The sequence below is a fragment of the Streptomyces flavofungini genome (assembly GCF_014650815.1).
GTDB classification, from domain to species: domain Bacteria; phylum Actinomycetota; class Actinomycetes; order Streptomycetales; family Streptomycetaceae; genus Streptomyces; species Streptomyces flavofungini.
The window spans coordinates 207,835-225,512 of record NZ_BMVR01000014.1 but is presented as its reverse complement, the minus strand read 5'-3'; the positions used below and the strand labels follow the sequence as shown (position 1 = coordinate 225,512).

The following is a 17,678-nucleotide window of genomic DNA, read 5'->3' as shown; positions in this document are numbered from 1 at the left end:
ATGTCAGCCACGACGAGGCCCGATCGCCGAGCTTTTCGGGCCGCGCCCGATCAACGCCCCGAACTCGCCCGGGATGCGCCCGGACCGGTGTGCGGACGGTGCGGTTCGAGGGCCGACGGGCCCGGTCGGGCGAGTCCCGAGGCCCCGAGGTCGGCCCGCATCCCGCTCCGCAGCTCCCGCAGCCGTTCCCACAGCGCGTCGATCTCCGCCTGCGCGGCGTCGAGCGAGTCGCCCGGCTGCGGGATGCCGTCGTCCAGGCGCCGGAGCCGGCCGTAGAGAGAGCCGAGGGCGTGCGTCAGCTCACCGGCGAGGGAGAGCACCGGGTCGGGGAGCCGCAGTTGGGCCTCCGCGTACACGTCCCGGTGCAGATCGCGGGCCTCGGTGAGGCGTTGCCGTGCCGCGCGCGGGTCCTCGGCGCGGATCAGGGCGTGCAACTGGTCGGTGAGGGCGGCGAGATACTGCCGGGCGGCGGTGTTGAGGGCGATGCAGCAGGCACGCCGCTCCATGGCCTCCCGCGCCCACGCCTGGGTCTGCTCCGCCCGCTCCTGCTCGCGCTGCCGACTGCGCTCCGCCGCCCGCTGGGTGAGCAGCGCCGACAGCAGCGTCCCGACCACACCGACGACCGCCACGATCGGCGCACCCGCGCCATTGATGTCCATCGCCCGCACCCCCGTGTCGCCGCCCCACCTCCAGCGAACCGGAGCCGCCCCTCCGGGGGAACCCCACGACCGAGGACCACCCGACCTTCGCCCGGGGCCCGCCCGACCGCGCTCCGCACCAGGCGCCGTCCGGCCGGGAGCCGCGCCCGATCGCCGCCGGTGGTCACCGACCCCCGCCGCCCCTCACCGATCTTGTTCGGCGCGCGCGGCTCCCGTTCCGGCGACGGTCGTACGCAGCGTCTCGGTCCACCAGTCGAGCACCCGCTCACGCGCGGCCGCGTCAAGGCCGACGCTCCGGCGGAACTCGCCGCCGAACAGCGGCTCCAGCGCGAGCGCCTGATGCAGAGCGGCCACCGTGAGCTGGACGGCCTCGCGGGTGGGAGGCGTCCGGCCGCCGGCCGCGCAACGGGCCTGCGCTTGTGCGTGCAGGTGGTCCACGACCTCGTCGAGCAGCCCGCTGCCCGTGTCCCGCCAGCCCGACTGATGCAGCGCGAGCGCCAGTTCGGCGTACCCGTCGGCGTAGAGCGCGGACAGCACGCGCACCAGCTCGGCCGGGTCGGCGGGGCCGTCGGTCCACGTACCCAGGGCGGCGTGCAGTTCGGACTTGAGCTTCGCTCCGCCGAAGCGCAGCAGCGCCGACAGCAACTGCTCGCGGTTGCCGAAGTGGTGGTTGACCGCGGCGTCGGACACGCCGATCGCGGCGGCCACCGCCCGCACCTGTACGGCCGCCGGACCGCCCGCGGCGAGCAGCTCGCCCGCGGCTTCCAGGATCAGCCGCTTGGCCTCGTCGGGAGTGCGTCGTCTACGGGTCGCCACTCGTCCAGCTTACCTTGACCGGCCAAGGTAAGGGTCTTACCTTGGAGGGCCAAGGTAAGGGGGTGTCGCGGTGGAGGAGGATGTCGCGGTGAACGGACGGACCACGGTCCCGTCGATGACCGACCTGGCGGCGTCGCTCGGCGTCCGGATCCACGATCCGGCGCCGCCGCGCGACTTCTCGTACACCCGCGCGGGCTGCCGGTCGCACGGATTCGACTGGGGCGGAACGGGCCCCGCCGTGCTCCTGCTGCACGGCGGCGGGCTGAGCGCGCACACCTGGGACTTCGTCTGCCTCGGCCTGCGCGGGGCCGCGCGCCTCGTCGCCCTGGACCTGCGCGGCCACGGTGACAGCGACTGGTCCGACGACTACCGCATCGCCACGATGGCCGCCGACGCCATCGCCGCGGCCGACCACCTCGGCCTCGACCGGGTGCGGCTGGTCGGGATGTCGCTCGGCGGTGTGGTCGCCGCCCACGTCGCCGACGCCCGCCCCGGCCGGGTCGAGCGCCTCGCGCTGATCGACGTCGCACCCGGCGTCGACTTCGAGAGCACCGGCCGGGTACGGGACTTCATGGCCGGACTCGGCCCGGTCGACGCACTCGACGCGGTGATCGACGCCGCGCTGCTGGTGAACCCGCGGGCCGACCGCGCGCGCGTCGCCTACCGGATGCGTGCGCTGTTCCGCCGTGCGCCCGGCGGCGAGTGGGTGCCGAAGGGCGACCCGCGCCCGCCCGACTTCCCCGCCATCCTCACCGCCATCGAACGACTCGCCGCGCACCTCACCGGCCTGCCGGTGCTCCTCGTGCGCGGCGAGCGCAGCCGGGTCCTCCCGCAGGCCACCGCCGAACGCCTCGTGGCGCGTATCCCCGACGGCGAACTCGTGGTGGTGCCGGACGCGGGACACAACGTGCAGGAGGACAACCCGGCCGCGCTGATCACGGCGCTGCGCGCGTTCCTGACGGGCTGACGCGCCGGCCGCACACCGAGGGCGGGCGACTGGCCGCCGTCAGTGATCGTCGGGCGTCAACGATCCACCCTGACCGCCTCGATGACGCACATGGGCCCCGCCGTCTCGACGATCCGGTCCAGTCGGAACCCGGCGCCCGCGAGCAGGGAGCGCCAGTCCTCCAGGGTGCGCTCGCGCCCGTCGAGCATGCCCATCATGGTGAGGTCGAGCATCGTCGCGATCTCGGGTGCGGGACCTCGGCCGAGGACGGTCTCGACCAGGAGGAGCCGGGCGCCGGGGGCCGCCGCCTCGTGGACGCGCTCCAGGACGCGCGTGCTCTTCCGGTCGTTCCAGTCGTGCAGGATGAAGCAGGCGAGGTACGCGTCGGCGCCTTCCGGCACGGCCTCGAAGAAGTCGCCGCCCCGGGTGTCGACCCGGTCGGCCACTCCGGCCCGGCTCAGGGTGCCCTCGGCGGCCCGTACGACATGAGGCAGGTCGAAGACGGTGCCCCGCAGCCGCGGATGGCGCACCGCGAGGGTGGCGAGACCCGTCCCGTCGGCTCCGCCGATGTCGACCAGATGGCCGACGCCGCTCAGGTCGAGGGCGTCGATGGCGTCCCGGCGGATGGCGCGCATCATGTCGCCCATGGCGGAGCTGAACCCCGCGACCCGGTCCGCGTCCTCGCCGAGCCAGTCGAAGAACGGCTTGCCCAACTCCCGCTCGGCGGCGGGCACTCCGTCGTGCAGCGTGGACCAGAGCCGGTCGAAGGGCCGGTAGTGGGTCTCCATCCACATGAGGGCGACGTCGCGGACGGACTCGTCGGTGTCACTGCACAGGGTGTGCCCCAGCGGCCCGAGGGCCACGGAGTCCCGCTCCTCGTCGTACTGGAAGACCCGCTCGACGGTCAGGGTCCGCAGCAGGCGGCGCAGCAGGTCGGACCGGAGCCCGGTGGCCTCGGCCACCGCGCCGACCGGCCGGGGTCCGGCGCGCAGTTCGTCGGCGACCCCGGCCCGGGCCGCGACGTAGAGGGCCTGGGAGATCTGGAACCCGCCGAGCAGCCGCAGTATGGCGACAGCGGGGGTGCGGGTGGTCGTGCCGGGTACGGACGCGCTCGTCGCAGTCATGATCACACCCATACCCGGCGGGAACGTTCAGCCCGCGGAGCCCGTACGGGTGAACGTCACATGGGTGACGCCGCTGGGCGTGGAGACGGACTCGACGTCGTAGTCCTGCTCCAGGCCCTCGAGGCCGTCCCAGAGGCGCACGCCGCGGCCGAGCAGGATCGGGACCACCACGACGTGCATATGGTCGACGAGCCCGGCGGCGAGGAAGTCGCGGGCCGTGCTGGGACCCCCGCCGATGCGTACGTCCAGGCCGCCCGCCGCCTCGCGGGCCGCCGCGAGCGCCGCCGCGGGCGAGGCGTCGAGGAAGTGGAACGTCGTGCCGCCCTCCATCTCGATCGACGGGCGCGGGCGATGAGTGAGCACGAAGACCGGTGTGTGGAACGGCGGATTGGGACCCCACCACCCCTTCCACTCCGGGCCCTCGTGCCACCCGGGGTAGCCGAACTTCCCGGCCCCCATGATCTCGGCGCCGATCCCGGGAGCGAACATCCGCACGAAGGCGTCGTCGACGCCGCCCGAGCCGCCCGCCTTGCCCTGCAGCCCGCGGCCCCACCGGGTGGCGAACACCCATGCGTGCAACCGCTCGCCGGCGTGGCCGAACGGAGCCTCGTGGCTCAGCCCCTCGCCGGTCGCGAAACCGTCGAGCGAGATGGAGATGTGCTGGACGCGGGCGAGTGACATGGCCGGTGTTCCCTTCCCTCGGCTGCCGTGACTTCCTCGGTTGCCGCGACCCTACGCAGCACCGTTGTCGACCACCCGGCGGCGCGGGCGGACCGGCCGCTACTTCGGCGGGTTGAGCTTGCGGAAGTACGTCCAGCTGGTCTCGTTCGGCTCGCTCCACTTCTCCGGGGCGTGGGCGAACTCCGGGTGATGGCCGGCGATGTAGTCCCGGGTGCGCTCGGGGACCTCGGCGTACGAGGAGAGCTTGCGGCCCCGGCAGTGGAAGGTGAGACCGCCGGGCCGCCGGCCGCGGGCCATCCACGGGAGCCACGGTGACATCCGGGACCACGACATGCTCGCCGGGACGCTGGGCGCCGGGCCCGCGAGATCGGCGCGGTCGGCGAAGAACTGGAACAGCTCCAGGGCCCGGTACGTGTCACCGGCCGAGTGGCGGGGGTACTGGGCCACCGGCAGCGGCGAGGGGTAGGACAGCGGGATCTCCAGGCTGAAGCAGACCTGCCCGCCGAGCTCCGTCGTCGGTATCGGGAAGGGGCGCCACTTCTGGTTCGCCGGGTCGTTCCAGATGTGCGTCACCGGCAGGTCCTGCCAGGTCTCGAGGATCTCGCGGGTGCCGGGGTCCAGGAAGAAGGCGGCCTCACGGGTGAGCAGTCGATACGCGTCCGGGCCCGCCTCGGCGTCCGGCACCAGGCGGGCGACGTTGATCCCCTCGAAGCCGAAGACGCGCTGATAGGGCTCGTCGGGCGCCCAGGAGTACACGTCTCCCGACCACCAGTACGTGACCTCGTCGCCGTCGAGCGAGGCGCGCGTGCGGGCGAAGGAGCGGAGCAGCTCTGCGGGTGTCGTCATACGGACCACTGTGCGCGGTCGCGGCCGGGCGGGCGCAGCCGGGGCCACCCCGGCCGGGGCGGACGCGGGGATTCCGGGGAGGAGGCGCCTGCCCGCGACCCGCAGGGCCGACTCCATGAGTGGGAGACTCAAGCGTTCACGGACCATACTGGTCGGGCCCCGACCACCCACAGAACGATTCCATGGCCAAAAACACCACCTCATCGACCACCGCCCCCGACACCGCGTGGCTGGGGCGCGGGCGCCACCTCGGGCCCGAGCCCGAGCAGGACGTCCGGCGCAACCTGATCGCCCTCAAGGCGGCCGGGGTCCTCGACGACTTCCTGGACCTCGAACCCGCCGAGGCGGCCCGCGCCACCGTCCTGCACCCGCGGGACGAGTCCGCCGACCCCGGCCCCTCGGCCCGGCGTGTCTTCGAGGCCCGCTGGCGCGTGGACGACGACGTCACGGTGCGCGCCCAGCTCACCACGTACGACCCCGAGGGCCGCCGCAAGGACGGCGACGGCGTCACCTGGATCCTCGCCGCCGAGGCGGAGCGGGCCTGGGACGTGCGGTGGCCCTCGCCCGCCACCATGTTCTGGCCCGACAGCGAGCAGGTCCCCTGGGACCACGACACGGTGCCCGACGTACGGCTGCGGGCGGCGAACCACCTGCCGAAGGACGACGACGAGCTGCGCCGCCGACTGCGCGAGTGCACCCGGCAGAGCTGGTTCATCCACGTCGTGGTGCACGAGGCGATGACGCCCGACGCGGCGGGGCAGGAGCCGATCGCGGCGTTCCTGCCGCCGGGCCTGCGGCACCGGGTGATCGAGCACCGGGGCACGCCGGAGCAGGCCCAGATCGCCGACTTCGCGATGAAGCGGGAGCTGGGCGTGCGGATGCCGCGCGGCGGCGCCGTCGTCCTGGCCGCGGAGCCGCCGAGCGCGGACTACGACGCGGAGCGCTTCACCGTGCGCAGCGTCTTCCTGGACGGCTCGGAACCCGCCGAGCTCCTCGACCGGATCCGGGAGTTCGCCGCCCTGCCGCGCCCCCTGCCCGCCGAGGCCGAGCGCGCCCTGACCCGGCTGCGCCAGGGCTGGCACCTGCTCACCCCGGACGAGGAACTGATCCACGCCCAGGGCATGGTCACCAAGTACGCCGAGGCGCTCGACGCCATGACGAAGTCCCGTGACCTGTACCGCGAGGCGGCCGAGGCCGCGCAGGCCGCGCTCGCCGAGGTGAGCGGTGGCGGTGGCGCGGGCCTGCCGCCCGCGCCGGGGGCGGCCAAGGCGGACGGCTCGCCCCTGAAGGCCTTCTCGAAGGCGTTCGGGCGCTTCCGGGACCCGAAGAAGTAGGGCGGCACGTCGGCGGGGTCGACCGGTGTCAGGGCGCGTTCGCTCCCGTCAGGAGCGGCGAGTACGACGGCCGCACCGGCGGCAACGGCGGGTTGAGCGCCGCGTGTTCGGCGGCCGCGTGGACCACGCGGCCGCCCGCCATCGTCAGGACCGACGCCATCTGGCCCCGCTCCTGGCCACCGGAGCCCACACGGTCCACTGCCACATCGGCCTCTCGCCCGAACTGACCGAAGCCCTCCTCGACGACGATCTCGACCTCGCCGTGGTGACGAAGATCGAGGGAGCGCCCACCGGGAGGCTGTACCTTCGGCACCTCTGCGACGAGGAGTTCGTCCTGATCGGCCGCCCCGGTGAAGCGCCCTACCGCCATGCCCGGGACGCCCGCCCCTTCATCGGCTACTCCCGCGCGATACCCATGGCCCGCCGCTACTTCCGCTCCTGCTGGGACACGCTCCCGCCGGAACCGGCCCTCACCATCGCCGACATGCGCGTCGCCGTCGCCACGGTCCGGGCCGGTGCGGGACTGGGCGTCGTGCCCCGCTATCTGGCCCAAGCGGGCCTGGACGCCGGGGGACTGGCGATCCTCCACACCCCCGAGCGGCCCGTTGGCAACGCCATCTGCCTGGCGGCCCGGCGCGGCAGGGAGCAACTGCCACGCATCCAGGCGGTGTTAGCGCAGCTCTGACGCGGTCCTGGCTGATGGCGTCAGGTGGGCCGCGGGGATACCGGTCGGTCGTCGGGAGCGTTCCCGCTCCCGGGCCTCGATCGGCGGCCTCGAACGCCAGGTCCCCATCAGGACGTCAGGTCCCCATCAGTGGGAACCGGCCCGGACGGCGGGCGCGCGGTGGGACCAGGGTGCCGCCTGTTCGAGTTGGGCGGCGAGGCGGAAGAGAGTGTCCTCGCGGCCGAAGGCGGCGGCGAACTGCAGGCCGATGGGCAGGCCCGTGGTGGGGTCGGTCGCCAGGGGGACGGACATGGCGGGGGTGCCGGCGACGTTGAAGGCGGCGGTGAAGGGGGAGCGGTCGAAGAGGCGGTCGACCCAGCCGAGGCCGTCCAGGTCCTCGACGCCGTCGGCGAAGACGCCCAGGAGCGGCGGCAGTTCGGGGAGGGTGGGGGTGAGCAGCACGTCGTACCGGGTGAAGCGGTCGCCGAGGCTGCGGGCCACGGTGTTGCGGACGCCGAGCGCGCCGACGAACTCCGCGCCGGTGACCTGGCGGCCCCAGGCGTGGCTGGCGAGCATCTCGGGCTGGACGGTGGCGGCGTTGATCGGCCGGTCGAGGGCGCTGGCCAGCGCGTCGAGCCAGGGGACCAGGTTGGCCGTCCAGAGCCGGGCGTTGGCCAGGACGAACTCGTCCCAGCGCACGCCGATGTCCAGCGTGGCCTCCTCGACGTGGTGGCCGAGGGAGGTGAGGAGTTCCGCGGTGCGGGACACGGCGTCGGCCACCGGGGCCTCGGTGCGGCGGCGGCCGTCGCCGTGGGTGATGACGCCCACGCGGAGGCGGCCCGGGTCGCGGGTGATCTCCTCGGCGTAGGGGCGGTCGGGTTCCGCGGCGAAGTACGGGTCGCCCACCTCCGGGCCCCGGATCGCGTCGAGCAGCGCCGCGCTGTCGCGCACCGTGCGGCTGACGCAGCCCTGGACGGCCAGGCCGTTGAAGATCTCGTCGGCATCGGGGCCCATGGACACCCGGCCGCGCGTCGGCTTCAGGCCGAACAGGCCGGTGCTCGCGGCCGGGATGCGGATCGAGCCCGCCGCGTCCGTGCCGTGCGCGACCGGAACGATGCCCGCGGCGACGGCCGCCGCCGCACCGCCGCTGGAGCCGCCCGCCGAGCGGTCGAGGTCCCAGGGGTTGCGGGTCGGCCCGTACAGGACGGCCTCGGTCGTGATGCCGTACGCGAACTCCGGGGTCGTGGTGCGGCCGAAGGTCGCGAGACCGGCCGCACGGAAGCGTCGCATCAGGTGCGAGTCCGCCGGGGCGACGTTGCCCTCGGCGAGGCGGCTGCCCAGCTCCGTGCGCCGGCCGGCCATGGTGACGCCCAGGTCCTTGAGGAGGAAGGGAACTCCGGCCAGCGGGGTCTCGCGCGGCGGGCCCCCGGCCGCGCCCACCTCCACGGGCCACGTCTCCACCACCGCGTTGACCAGCGGGTTGACCGCGGCCACCGCCTCCAGCGCGACCTTCTCCAGCTCGGCGCCCGTCACCTCGCCCCGGGCGACCAACTCCCCGAGCCCGACGGCGTCATGCGTCACGTACTCCGACAGCTTCATGCGAACCCCTCCGACTCTGCGGAACCGATGAGTCCCAGGTGATACCGCTCGGTATCGTGTGGGACTGGTCGGTACCGTAACATGGGGTCCGTGCGGCTCGATGGGCCGGGAACGGCACGGGAGGATGGGGTCATGACGGACACGGTGCGGCCGGGCCGGGCGGAGCGGGTGGCGAAGCTGCCCCCTCGCGAGCGCATCCTCGACGCGGCCGAGGAGCTGTTCCACTCCGAGGGGATCAGGGGCGTCGGCGTCCAGGCCGTCGCGGACCGGGCCGGGACCACGAAGGCCGCGCTGTACCGGCACTTCGGCACCAAGGACGCGCTGGTGGCGGAGTGGCTGCTGATCGTCGCCGCCGAGTACGCGTCCGCCTTCGACGGCATCGAGGAGCGCTGGCGGGACGACCCCCGGGCTCAGATCAGGGGCGTGGCCGCGTTCGTCGCCGACGGTCTGTCGGCGCTCTCGCACCGCGGCTGCCCCTTCGTCAACTCCCTTGCCGAGCTGCCCGATCCGTCGCACCCGGCGCGCCAGGTGATCGAGGCGCACAAGGCGCGGCAACTGCGCCGCCTCACCGCCATGTGCGTCGGGGCCGGTCTGGCCGATCCCGAGGAGGCCGCGGCGGAGATCACGTTCGCGCTGGAGGGGGCGCAGGTCAGCGTGCAGAACGGGAGCGTGGCGCGCGTCGGTGAGCGGGTGGTCGCGTTGGTGGACGCGGTGATCGCCTGGCACGGGCCCTGAGCGGCGGCTTGGTGCCCGGCCCCGCGCCGTGCGTCCAGGCGGGCTTCGAGCCCTGGATCGGCGGTCCGGGCGCGGTCGTGCGCAACTTCCCCCGGGGCTCCGACGGCGGTCGTTGACCCAGCCCGCCACGGCATCAGCAAGGTTGGGCTTACCTTTCGATGTGGGGCTGGGGCTTTCGCGTGGTCAACCGCCCTGTGGGCATGGGGCGGTTGACCACGTGCGCCCAGCGCGCGCACGGCTGGAACACGGCTGAACGGGGAGAGTCGCGCGATGCGGGATGTCATGGCCCGTCGTCGGGGGCGGGAGGCGGCCCGATGACCGGGACCGCCGCGCTCACCCCGGCCCCGGAGTCCGATCAGGGCGAGGAGGAGCGCGGTGCGGGCCGTAACTCCTACCTGCTCACCCGCTCCAGCCTCAACAACGCCCAGAGCGCCCACGTCTGGCTGGTGGGCACCCTGAACGGCCGGGGCTGGAGCTCGGTGCGGATGATGGCGCTCGCGCTGCTCGTGCTGCTGCCCGCCGCCGTGCTGCTCGGGCGGTAGCTGCGGATGCTGGAGCTGGGCGACGAGCTGGCGAGCGGCCTCGGGGTGCCGGTGGACCGCGTACGGATCGCGCTGCTCGTGCTGGGCATCGGGCTGTGCGGGGTGGCCGTGGCGAGCGCGGGGCCCATTGCCTTCGTGGCGCTTGCGGCGCCGCAGATCGCCACCATGCTGACGCGCGGCCCGGGCGTCAGCGTGCTGGCCGCCGGAGCGGTCGGTGCCGCGCTGCTCGCGGCGGCCCATCTGGCGTCGAGCCAGTTCTTCACCGTGCTCGCCTGGGTGGGGGACCGGGTCGGCTGGCTCGCCCTGGTCGACCACTCCCAGCGCAACAACCAGCTTCCGGTCGGCGTCACCACGGCGGTCCTCGGGGGCGTGTATCTCGCGTGGGTGCTCTTCCGGCGCCGGGGGACCGGGCGGGCCTGACGGCGGGGCGGGGCGCGCCCGACTGTGGGATGCCGCACGCGCGGCGGCGGTACGCGGCGTGCCTGACCGTCCCCGCGGCCCTCGTCCTCGACGAAGCCATCGCCGACATCGACCCGGACACGGCCCACCGCCTGGAGACAGCCATCGACACCCTCCGCGCGGACCGCACCCTGATCGTCATCGCCCACCGCGAGTCCACCATCAAGCGCCTGCCCCGGGTGGTCCACCTGGACGAGGGGTCGGTGCTCGTCCGGTCGTCGTGAGGGCCGTGCGACGGGCCGGCTGTCAGGCCGGGCGCCGGGGTTGCGGTGCCCGGTAACTGGCCGTTGTGCGGCGCGAGTTGACTGCCCGCTCGTCCACCCGCACCCCCACGAATCGTCCGCATGCTGGACGGTTTCCGCGAATTTCCCCCTCAGTTTGGTCTAGACCTTGACAGGTCCAGACCATTTCGCTTGAGTCGCGGCACCCCCGATGGCGGGGCGGGACTCGCCTTCCGCTCCGCACGTAAGGAGAGTTGGCATGATCAGACGCATCACCAGCTTCATGGCCGCGGTGGCCACGATCGGCGCGTTGATCGTCCTGGGTCCGGGTGCCGCCACGGCGTCCGCAGCCGAGTGCGCCGCGCCGTGGAGTTCCTCGTCCGTGTACACGGGCGGCAAGCAGGCCTCGTACAACGGGCGCAACTGGACCGCGAAGTGGTGGACCCAGAACGAGACGCCGGGCCGCTCGGACGTGTGGGCGGACCAGGGTGCCTGCGGTGGCGGGGGCAACCCCGACCCGTCGGGCTTCATCGTCACCGAGACGCAGTTCAACCAGATGTTCCCGAACCGGAATTCGTTCTACACGTACAAGGGCCTGACCGACGCGCTCGGCGCCTACCCGGGCTTCACGAACACCGGCAGCGACACCGTCAAGCGGCAGGAGGCGGCGGCGTTCCTCGCCAACGTCAGCCATGAGACGGGCGGCCTGAAGTACGTCGTCGAGCAGAACCAGGCCAACTACCCGCACTACTGCGACAAGACCCAGCCCTACGGCTGCCCGGCCGGACAGGCCGCCTACTACGGGCGCGGGCCCATCCAGCTCAGCTGGAACTTCAACTACAAGGCCGCGGGTGACGCGCTCGGCATCGACCTGCTGAACAACCCGTACCTGGTGGAGCAGAACCCGGCCATCGCCTGGAAGACGGGCCTCTGGTACTGGAACACCCAGAACGGCCCCGGCACCATGACCCCGCACAACGCCATGGTCAACGGCGCCGGATTCGGCGAGACCATCCGCTCCATCAACGGCGCCCTGGAGTGCAACGGCGGCAACCCCGCCCAGGTCCAGAGCCGCATCGACAAGTACAAGGCCTTCACCCAGCTCCTCGGCACGACGCCGGGCTCCAACCTGAGCTGCTGACGTCGCGCGGCTGCGCCGGGCGGGCCCGATCCCCATCCCACGGGCCCGTCCGGTCCCGCGCGCAGCGGAAGCCGGTGTGGCCGCCGCCGCTGTCGACCGTGTTGGCGGTGCGGGCGGCCACGCGGTACCGATTGCAGTACGAGGCGTGGCACATGTGGGAGCCGCCGCGGATGACCTTGGCGGTGCCGGTGGGCGGGCCCTGGGGGTTGTGGGCGGGGCGCGCGGTGGCGTGGTCGGTGGACCACCAGTCGGCGCACCACTCCCAGACGTTGCCCGCCATGTGGTACAGGCCGAAGCCGTTGGGTGCGAAGGCGTCGACGGGGGCCGTGCCCCGGTAGCCGTCGGCGGCGGTGTTCTTCGTGGGGAAGGTGCCGCGCCATATGTTGCAGCGGTGCTCCCCGCCCGGGTCGAGGTCGTCGCCCCAGGGATAGCGCCGCTGCTCCAGGCCGCCCCGGGCCGCGTACTCCCATTCGGCCTCGGTCGGCAGCCGCTTGCCCGCCCACCTCGCGTACGCCCGCGCGTCGTTCCAGGACGCGTGCACCACCGGGTGGCCGCCGCGCCCGTCCGTCGAACTGCCCGGCCCCTCCGGCGCACGCCAGCTCGCGCCGTCCACCCCGCACCACCACGGCGTGTGCTCGGGCCGCGGCGAGACGCGGCGCAGCTCGGCGCGGAGGAAGCCCGCGAAGACGTACGACCAGCCGATCCGCTCGGCGTCGGTGACGTACCCGGTCGCCTCGGCGAAGGCCGCGAAGCGGTCGTTGCTCACCGCGTACGCGTCGAGTTCGAACGCGTCCACGCGGACCGGGCGCACCGGCCCTTCGCCGTCCTCGGGAAACCCCTCGGCGTCGTCCGCCCCCATCAGGAACTCGCCTCCCGGCAAGGTGACCATGCGGTCCGCGCCGGGGTCGTGGGGGACGGCCACGGAGGAGGCGGGCGCAGCGAGGGCGGGCGGCGGCACGGCGGGTGCGGGGAGCCGGGCGGCGGCATCTCCCGGTGCGGCGGCACCTCGTGGGGCGCAGCAACTGCGGGGATGCGGCTCTGGGGCAGGCACGGGTCCTCCTCTGGTGCTGGTGATCCCAGTGTTGCGTACGAGGGTCAGCTCCACGCCTGTCGTTCCCGGCGGCGGGGCGTCGGCCCGGGTCCACCCGGCGTCGACGCGCAGGGCGGCCCGATCGGCCGGGCGACGGGCCTCGGGCAACAGGGGCGGAGCCCGCGGTGGGAGCAAGGTCGGGATACGCCGGGAGGTACGGCCTAGGCTCCTCGCATGAAAGCTCCCGCCCCACCCGCGCGTCCCGTCGCCCTGGCCGCCGCCGCTCTCCTCGCTGTCGTCGCCGTGCTCCTCGGCGTGACCCTCACCAGCGGCGATGACGCGGACAGCGGTGGTCGGGGCGGCGCACGTGACATCGCGGACGGCGGCCTCAATGCCGATCAGCGCCGCCGGGCGGACCAGTTGGTGAGCGTCTTCGAAAACGGCACCACCAAGATCCAGTACGCGTACGCGGAGAACCTCGACGACGGCCGGGGCGTCACCGCGGGCCGGGCGGGCTTCACCACCAACGACGGCGACGCCCTGGAGGTGCTGCGCGCCTATACCGACAAGAAGCCGGACAACCCGCTCGCCCGCTTCATCCCCGCGCTCCAGCGCCTGGCCGACGGGGAGAGCGCTGACGGGGCGGAAGGGGCGGACGGGGCCGGTGGGTCGGACGGGGCCGAGGCGGGCGGCTCGGACGGCCCCCGCCCCCGCGCCCTGGCCGACGCCGACTACATCGCCGCCTGGAAGCGCGCCGCCGCCGACCCCGCCTTCCGCGAGGTGCAGGACGCCCAGGTCGACGACCGCTACTTCACCCCCGCCCTGCGGGCCGCCGACAAGGCCGGCCTCAGCAGCCCGCTGGCCGTCGCCGAGCTGTACGACGCCTCGATCCAGCACGGAAACGGCTCCGACGGCGACGGCCTGCCCGCGCTGGTCCGGCGGACGACGGCGAAGGTCGGCACCCCCGCGGCGGCAGGTGAGAAGGCGTGGCTGAACGCCTTCTTCGACGTCCGCGTCCACGATCTGACCCACCCCGTGAACGCCGACACGGCCGACGAGTGGCGCACGTCCGTCGACCGTGTCGAAGCGCTGCGGCGGCTCGCCGAGGGCGGCCATCGGGCGCTCGACGGCCCGTTCACCGTCACCGCCTTCGGCAGCAGCTACACCATCAAATAACCCTCGGGCCGGGGCGGGGTGGACAGAGCTGGGCCCTTCAGCGCGCGGCAGGCTCCCACCACACCAGATGCGCCGCCGCCTCGGCCGCCGGTTCGAGGATCTCCCAGGCCTCGGCGATCAGCCCGTCGTCGAAGCGCCAGATGTCGACTCCGGTGATCTCGGCGCCGGTGCCCGGGTGGCGGCGCCGTGCGTGCATGACGACGTGGTCGCCGTCGGCCAGCAGGTGCAGGATGTCGACCCGCATGTCCGCGAGCGGCGAGGCCCGCACGGCGTCGAGCCATTCCGTCTTCGTACGGGAGGTCGCGTCCGGCCGGTGATGGACGAAGTCGTCGCTCAGCACCTTCGCGAGCGCGTCGACGTCGCCCGTGCCGACCAGCTCGGCCAGTGCCTGTTGGACGATGAGTCTGTTGTCCGTGTTCTGCTTGTTCGTGTTCGGCGTCGTCATGGCCGCAGTGTTGCCACCGTCGCGCGGGCTGTCGATGAACTCCGATGTCATGGCGGGCGGCGCCACCGGGACGTAGCCTCGACGACCGTGCACACGGTCGGGGAGCTCTTGCGGCAGTGGCGGCGGCGTCGGCAACTGAGCCAGCTCGATCTGGCGCTCGCCGCCGACGTCTCGGCCCGGCACGTCAGCCTCGTCGAGACCGGCAAGTCCCGCCCGAGCGCCGACATGGTCCTCAGGCTCGCTGACCGGCTCGACGTGCCGCTGCGCGAGCGCAACCGGCTGCTGCTCGCGGCCGGGTTCGCGCCCCGGTACGCGGAGCGCCCGCTCGGCGACGACGCGCTGGCAGCGGCCCGGGACGCGGTCGAGCGGGTGCTGCGCGCGCACGAGCCGTACCCGGCGCTGGTCTTCGACCGCCGCTGGAACATCGTGACGACCAACCGCGCCGTCGACCCGTTCCTCGCGGGCGTCGCCCCCGAACTGCTGCGCCCGCCTGTCAACTTGATCCGCCTCGGCCTCGACCTGCGCGGCCTCGCCCAGTACGTCGTCAACCTGACCGACGTACGCGCGGCGTTCCGCACCCGCGTCACCCGCCAGCTCGCCGCCGCCCCCGACGCGGAACTCACCGCGCTCTACGAGGAGTTACTGGCACCTGGCACCGACGCCGACGCCGAGGGCACGGGCCCGCACGTCGAGTCCGACGTCCTGATCCCGATGGTCATCCGCTTCGACGGCCGCGAACTGCGGCTCTTCTCGACCATCACCACGTTCGGCACGCCCATGGACATCACCCTGGACGAGGTCGCGATCGAGTCCTACTACCCGGCGGACGCGGAGAGCGCCGCGTACTTCACGACGCGGCGGGGCGGGCGCTAGGGCGGCCTGCCGGACCGGCACCTGCGGCACCCGATGGAAGGTCGAACTTGCGTCGGGTTAGCATATGAGCGCCGCCTAGCTCGAAAGATACTCCTGTGACTGTCAATGACGACTCGTTCACCAATTGGAAGCACCGCGAGGAGATCGCGGAGTCGATGATCCCGATCATCGGGAAGCTGCACCGCGAGCAGGACGTGACGGTCCTGCTGCACAGCCGCTCCTTGGTGAACAAGTCGGTGGTCAGCATCCTCAAGACCCACCGATTCGCCCGGCAGATCGCCGGTGAGGAGCTCTCGGTCACCGAGACGCTGCCGTTCCTGCAGGCCCTCACCGCGCTCGACCTCGGCCCCTCGCAGATCGACATCGGCATGCTGGCCGAGACGTACCGGGCCGACGACCGGGGCCTGTCGGTGGCGGAGTTCACCGCCGAGGCCGTCGCCGGTGCCACCGGCGCCAACAAGATCGAGTGCCGCGAGGGCCGCGACGTCGTCCTGTACGGCTTCGGCCGCATCGGCCGCCTCGTCGCCCGGCTGCTCATCGAGAAGGCCGGTTCCGGCAACGGGCTTCGGCTGCGCGCCATCGTCGTCCGGCGGGGCGGCGATCAGGACATCGTCAAGCGGGCCTCGCTGCTGCGCCGTGACTCCATCCACGGCCAGTTCCAGGGCACGATCACCGTCGACGAGGCGAACAGCACGATCATCGCCAACGGCAACGAGATCAAGGTGATCTACGCGGGCGACCCCTCGGAGGTCGACTACACGGCGTACGGCATCAAGGACGCCATCCTCATCGACAACACCGGCAAGTGGCGCGACCGCGAGGGCCTCTCGCAGCACCTGCGCCCAGGTATCGACAAGGTCGTCCTGACCGCGCCCGGCAAGGGCGACGTGCCCAACATCGTGCACGGCGTCAACCACGACATGATCAAGCCGGACGAGCGCATCCTGTCCTGCGCGTCCTGCACCACCAACGCGATCGTCCCGCCGCTGAAGGCGATGGCGGACGAGTACGGCGTGCTGCGCGGCCACGTGGAGACCATCCACTCGTTCACCAACGACCAGAACCTCCTGGACAACTACCACAAGGCGGACCGCCGCGGCCGCTCGGCGCCGCTCAACATGGTCATCACCGAGACCGGTGCCGCCTCCGCCGTCGCCAAGGCGCTGCCCGACCTGAAGGCGCCGATCACCGGCAGCTCGATCCGGGTCCCGGTGCCGGACGTCTCCATCGCCATCCTCAGCCTGCGGCTCGGCCGTGAGGCCACCCGCGAGGAGGTCCTCGACCACCTCCGCGACGTCTCGCTGACCTCCCCGCTGCGCCGCCAGATCGACTTCACCAGCGCCCCCGACGCGGTCTCGAACGACTTCATCGGCTCGCGGCACGCGTCGATCGTCGACGCCGGCGCCACCAAGGTCGACGGCGACAACGCGATCCTCTACCTCTGGTACGACAACGAGTTCGGCTACTCGTGCCAGGTGATCCGGGTCGTGCAGCACGTCTCCGGGGTGGAGTACCCGACGTACCCGGCCGTGGCGGTCTGAGTCCGCGGACACAGCTGAGCGTCCGGAGTCCCGGGCGGGTGGAAGGCGCGAGCCGACCACCCGCCCGGGACTTTTCCGTACCCGGGAGCCGCCGAGCCCTCCAGGTCATCACCTTCATCTTCTCCTCATTTGCCTAAAGCTATTAGGTAGATGCATAATCGGTTATGCCGAAAGGGGAGAGCGTTATGGTGCGCGCAGGACTGACCGTGGAGCGGCTGACGCAGGCCGGGGCCGAGCTGGCCGACGAGGTCGGCTTCGAGCAGGTGACCGTCTCGGCGGTCGCCCGCCGGTTCGACGTCAAGGTCGCGAGCCTGTACTCGCACCTGAAGAACTCCCACGACCTGAAGACCCGCATCGCCCAGCTCGCCCTGGCGGAACTGGCCGACCGCGGCGCCACCGCCCTGGCCGGGCGTGCGGGCAAGGACGCCCTGACCGCCTTCGCCGACGTCTACCGCGACTACGCCCAGGAGCACCCCGGCCGCTACACCGCGGCCCGGTTCCGGCTCGACCCGGAGGTGGCCGCCGCCAGCGCCGGGGCCCGGCACGCCCAGATGATGCGGGCGATCCTGCGGGGCTACGACCTCACGGAGCCGGACCAGACCCACGCCGTCCGGCTCCTCGGCAGCGTCTTCCACGGCTACGTGAGCCTGGAGGCCGCCGGGGCGTTCAGTCACAGTGCGCCGGACTCCCAGGAGTCGTGGTCGCGGATCGTGGAGTCGCTGGACGCGCTGCTGCGGCACTGGCCCGCGTCGGCGTCCGTGTCTGCGTACTGACCGCTGCCGCGGAACCGGCCCGCGCCCGCGCCCTGATCGCTCCGGCCAGGCCTCCTGGGGCCTCTCCCGCTGC

19 protein-coding genes and 1 pseudogene are annotated in these 17,678 nt (G+C 72.9%); 12 read left to right on the top strand and 8 right to left on the bottom strand.

Features of this window, described 5'->3' with window-relative positions; genetic code table 11:
• Window positions 1–50 precede the first annotated feature (50 nt).
• Both IE274_RS31230 and IE274_RS31225 read right to left on the bottom strand, forming a co-directional pair.
• Complete coding sequence (locus IE274_RS31230) at window positions 51–659, bottom strand: hypothetical protein (protein WP_190119282.1); 609 nt, start codon at window positions 657–659, stop codon at window positions 51–53.
• A gap of 183 nt (window positions 660–842) precedes the next feature.
• On the bottom strand, window positions 843–1,475 hold the full coding sequence (locus IE274_RS31225; protein WP_190119281.1) for a TetR/AcrR family transcriptional regulator: 633 nt from the start codon (window positions 1,473–1,475) through the stop codon (window positions 843–845).
• Between the two features lie 88 nt (window positions 1,476–1,563).
• Between IE274_RS31225 and IE274_RS31220 the strand changes: the two genes are divergently transcribed.
• Window positions 1,564–2,442, top strand: a complete 879-nt coding sequence (locus IE274_RS31220; protein WP_190119280.1) for an alpha/beta fold hydrolase — start codon at window positions 1,564–1,566, stop codon at window positions 2,440–2,442.
• 56 nt (window positions 2,443–2,498) lie between these two features.
• On the opposite strand, the gene IE274_RS31215 is transcribed toward IE274_RS31220, so the two are convergent.
• From IE274_RS31215 to IE274_RS31205, 3 genes are all read right to left on the bottom strand, one after another.
• The gene (locus IE274_RS31215; protein WP_190119279.1) at window positions 2,499–3,545 is read right to left on the bottom strand and encodes a methyltransferase; all 1,047 of its coding nucleotides are present in this window, start codon (window positions 3,543–3,545) and stop codon (window positions 2,499–2,501) included.
• Between the two features lie 27 nt (window positions 3,546–3,572).
• Complete coding sequence (locus tag IE274_RS31210) at window positions 3,573–4,226, bottom strand: dihydrofolate reductase family protein (protein WP_190119278.1); 654 nt, start codon at window positions 4,224–4,226, stop codon at window positions 3,573–3,575.
• Window positions 4,227–4,325: 99 nt separating this feature from the next.
• Window positions 4,326–5,072, bottom strand: a complete 747-nt coding sequence (locus tag IE274_RS31205) for a DUF1838 family protein (RefSeq protein ID WP_190119277.1) — start codon at window positions 5,070–5,072, stop codon at window positions 4,326–4,328.
• A 182-nt stretch (window positions 5,073–5,254) separates the two neighbouring features.
• Between IE274_RS31205 and IE274_RS31200 the strand changes: the two genes are divergently transcribed.
• A complete protein-coding gene (locus tag IE274_RS31200) occupies window positions 5,255–6,406 on the top strand; it encodes a hypothetical protein (RefSeq protein WP_190119276.1) in 1,152 nt (383 codons plus the stop codon).
• Between the two features lie 103 nt (window positions 6,407–6,509).
• Window positions 6,510–7,091 carry a substrate-binding domain-containing protein gene (locus IE274_RS31195; RefSeq protein WP_190119275.1) on the top strand — a complete coding sequence of 194 codons (582 nt, stop codon included), beginning with the start codon at window positions 6,510–6,512 and terminating at the stop codon, window positions 7,089–7,091.
• Window positions 7,092–7,217: 126 nt separating this feature from the next.
• On the opposite strand, the gene IE274_RS31190 is transcribed toward IE274_RS31195, so the two are convergent.
• On the bottom strand, window positions 7,218–8,669 hold the full coding sequence (locus IE274_RS31190) for an amidase (protein ID WP_190119274.1): 1,452 nt from the start codon (window positions 8,667–8,669) through the stop codon (window positions 7,218–7,220).
• A gap of 132 nt (window positions 8,670–8,801) precedes the next feature.
• Between IE274_RS31190 and IE274_RS31185 the strand changes: the two genes are divergently transcribed.
• From IE274_RS31185 to IE274_RS31170, 5 genes are all read left to right on the top strand, one after another.
• Window positions 8,802–9,404: a TetR/AcrR family transcriptional regulator gene (locus IE274_RS31185; protein ID WP_190119273.1), complete on the top strand. Its 603-nt coding sequence runs from the start codon at window positions 8,802–8,804 to the stop codon at window positions 9,402–9,404.
• A gap of 314 nt (window positions 9,405–9,718) precedes the next feature.
• On the top strand, window positions 9,719–9,946 hold the full coding sequence (locus IE274_RS39745) for an iron chelate uptake ABC transporter family permease subunit (protein ID WP_229909924.1): 228 nt from the start codon (window positions 9,719–9,721) through the stop codon (window positions 9,944–9,946).
• Between the two features lie 6 nt (window positions 9,947–9,952).
• A complete protein-coding gene (locus IE274_RS39740; protein ID WP_229909923.1) occupies window positions 9,953–10,366 on the top strand; it encodes an iron chelate uptake ABC transporter family permease subunit in 414 nt (137 codons plus the stop codon).
• Window positions 10,327–10,629 (top strand): P-loop NTPase family protein, encoded by a 303-nt coding sequence (locus tag IE274_RS39735; RefSeq protein WP_229909940.1) that lies wholly within the window; start codon window positions 10,327–10,329, stop codon window positions 10,627–10,629. The genes IE274_RS39740 and IE274_RS39735 overlap by 40 nt, the downstream gene beginning before the upstream one ends.
• 256 nt (window positions 10,630–10,885) lie before the next feature.
• On the top strand, window positions 10,886–11,767 hold the full coding sequence (locus tag IE274_RS31170) for a glycoside hydrolase family 19 protein (protein WP_190119272.1): 882 nt from the start codon (window positions 10,886–10,888) through the stop codon (window positions 11,765–11,767).
• Between the two features lie 58 nt (window positions 11,768–11,825).
• Here IE274_RS31170 and IE274_RS31165 read toward each other — a convergent pair.
• A pseudogene (locus IE274_RS31165) lies at window positions 11,826–12,656 on the bottom strand (formylglycine-generating enzyme family protein); the annotation flags it as partial.
• A gap of 375 nt (window positions 12,657–13,031) precedes the next feature.
• On the opposite strand from IE274_RS31165, the gene IE274_RS31160 reads away from it, so the two are divergent.
• Window positions 13,032–13,973: a chitosanase gene (locus IE274_RS31160; RefSeq protein WP_190119271.1), complete on the top strand. Its 942-nt coding sequence runs from the start codon at window positions 13,032–13,034 to the stop codon at window positions 13,971–13,973.
• A gap of 37 nt (window positions 13,974–14,010) precedes the next feature.
• Here IE274_RS31160 and IE274_RS31155 read toward each other — a convergent pair whose 3' ends face one another.
• Window positions 14,011–14,418: a nuclear transport factor 2 family protein gene (locus IE274_RS31155; protein WP_229909922.1), complete on the bottom strand. Its 408-nt coding sequence runs from the start codon at window positions 14,416–14,418 to the stop codon at window positions 14,011–14,013.
• A gap of 87 nt (window positions 14,419–14,505) precedes the next feature.
• On the opposite strand from IE274_RS31155, the gene IE274_RS31150 reads away from it, so the two are divergent.
• From IE274_RS31150 to IE274_RS31140, 3 genes are all read left to right on the top strand, one after another.
• Window positions 14,506–15,291: a helix-turn-helix transcriptional regulator gene (locus IE274_RS31150; protein ID WP_190119269.1), complete on the top strand. Its 786-nt coding sequence runs from the start codon at window positions 14,506–14,508 to the stop codon at window positions 15,289–15,291.
• Between the two features lie 95 nt (window positions 15,292–15,386).
• The gene (locus IE274_RS31145; protein WP_190119268.1) at window positions 15,387–16,832 is read left to right on the top strand and encodes a glyceraldehyde-3-phosphate dehydrogenase; all 1,446 of its coding nucleotides are present in this window, start codon (window positions 15,387–15,389) and stop codon (window positions 16,830–16,832) included.
• A 185-nt stretch (window positions 16,833–17,017) separates the two neighbouring features.
• On the top strand, window positions 17,018–17,605 hold the full coding sequence (locus IE274_RS31140) for a TetR/AcrR family transcriptional regulator (RefSeq protein WP_190119267.1): 588 nt from the start codon (window positions 17,018–17,020) through the stop codon (window positions 17,603–17,605).
• Window positions 17,606–17,678 lie beyond the last annotated feature (73 nt).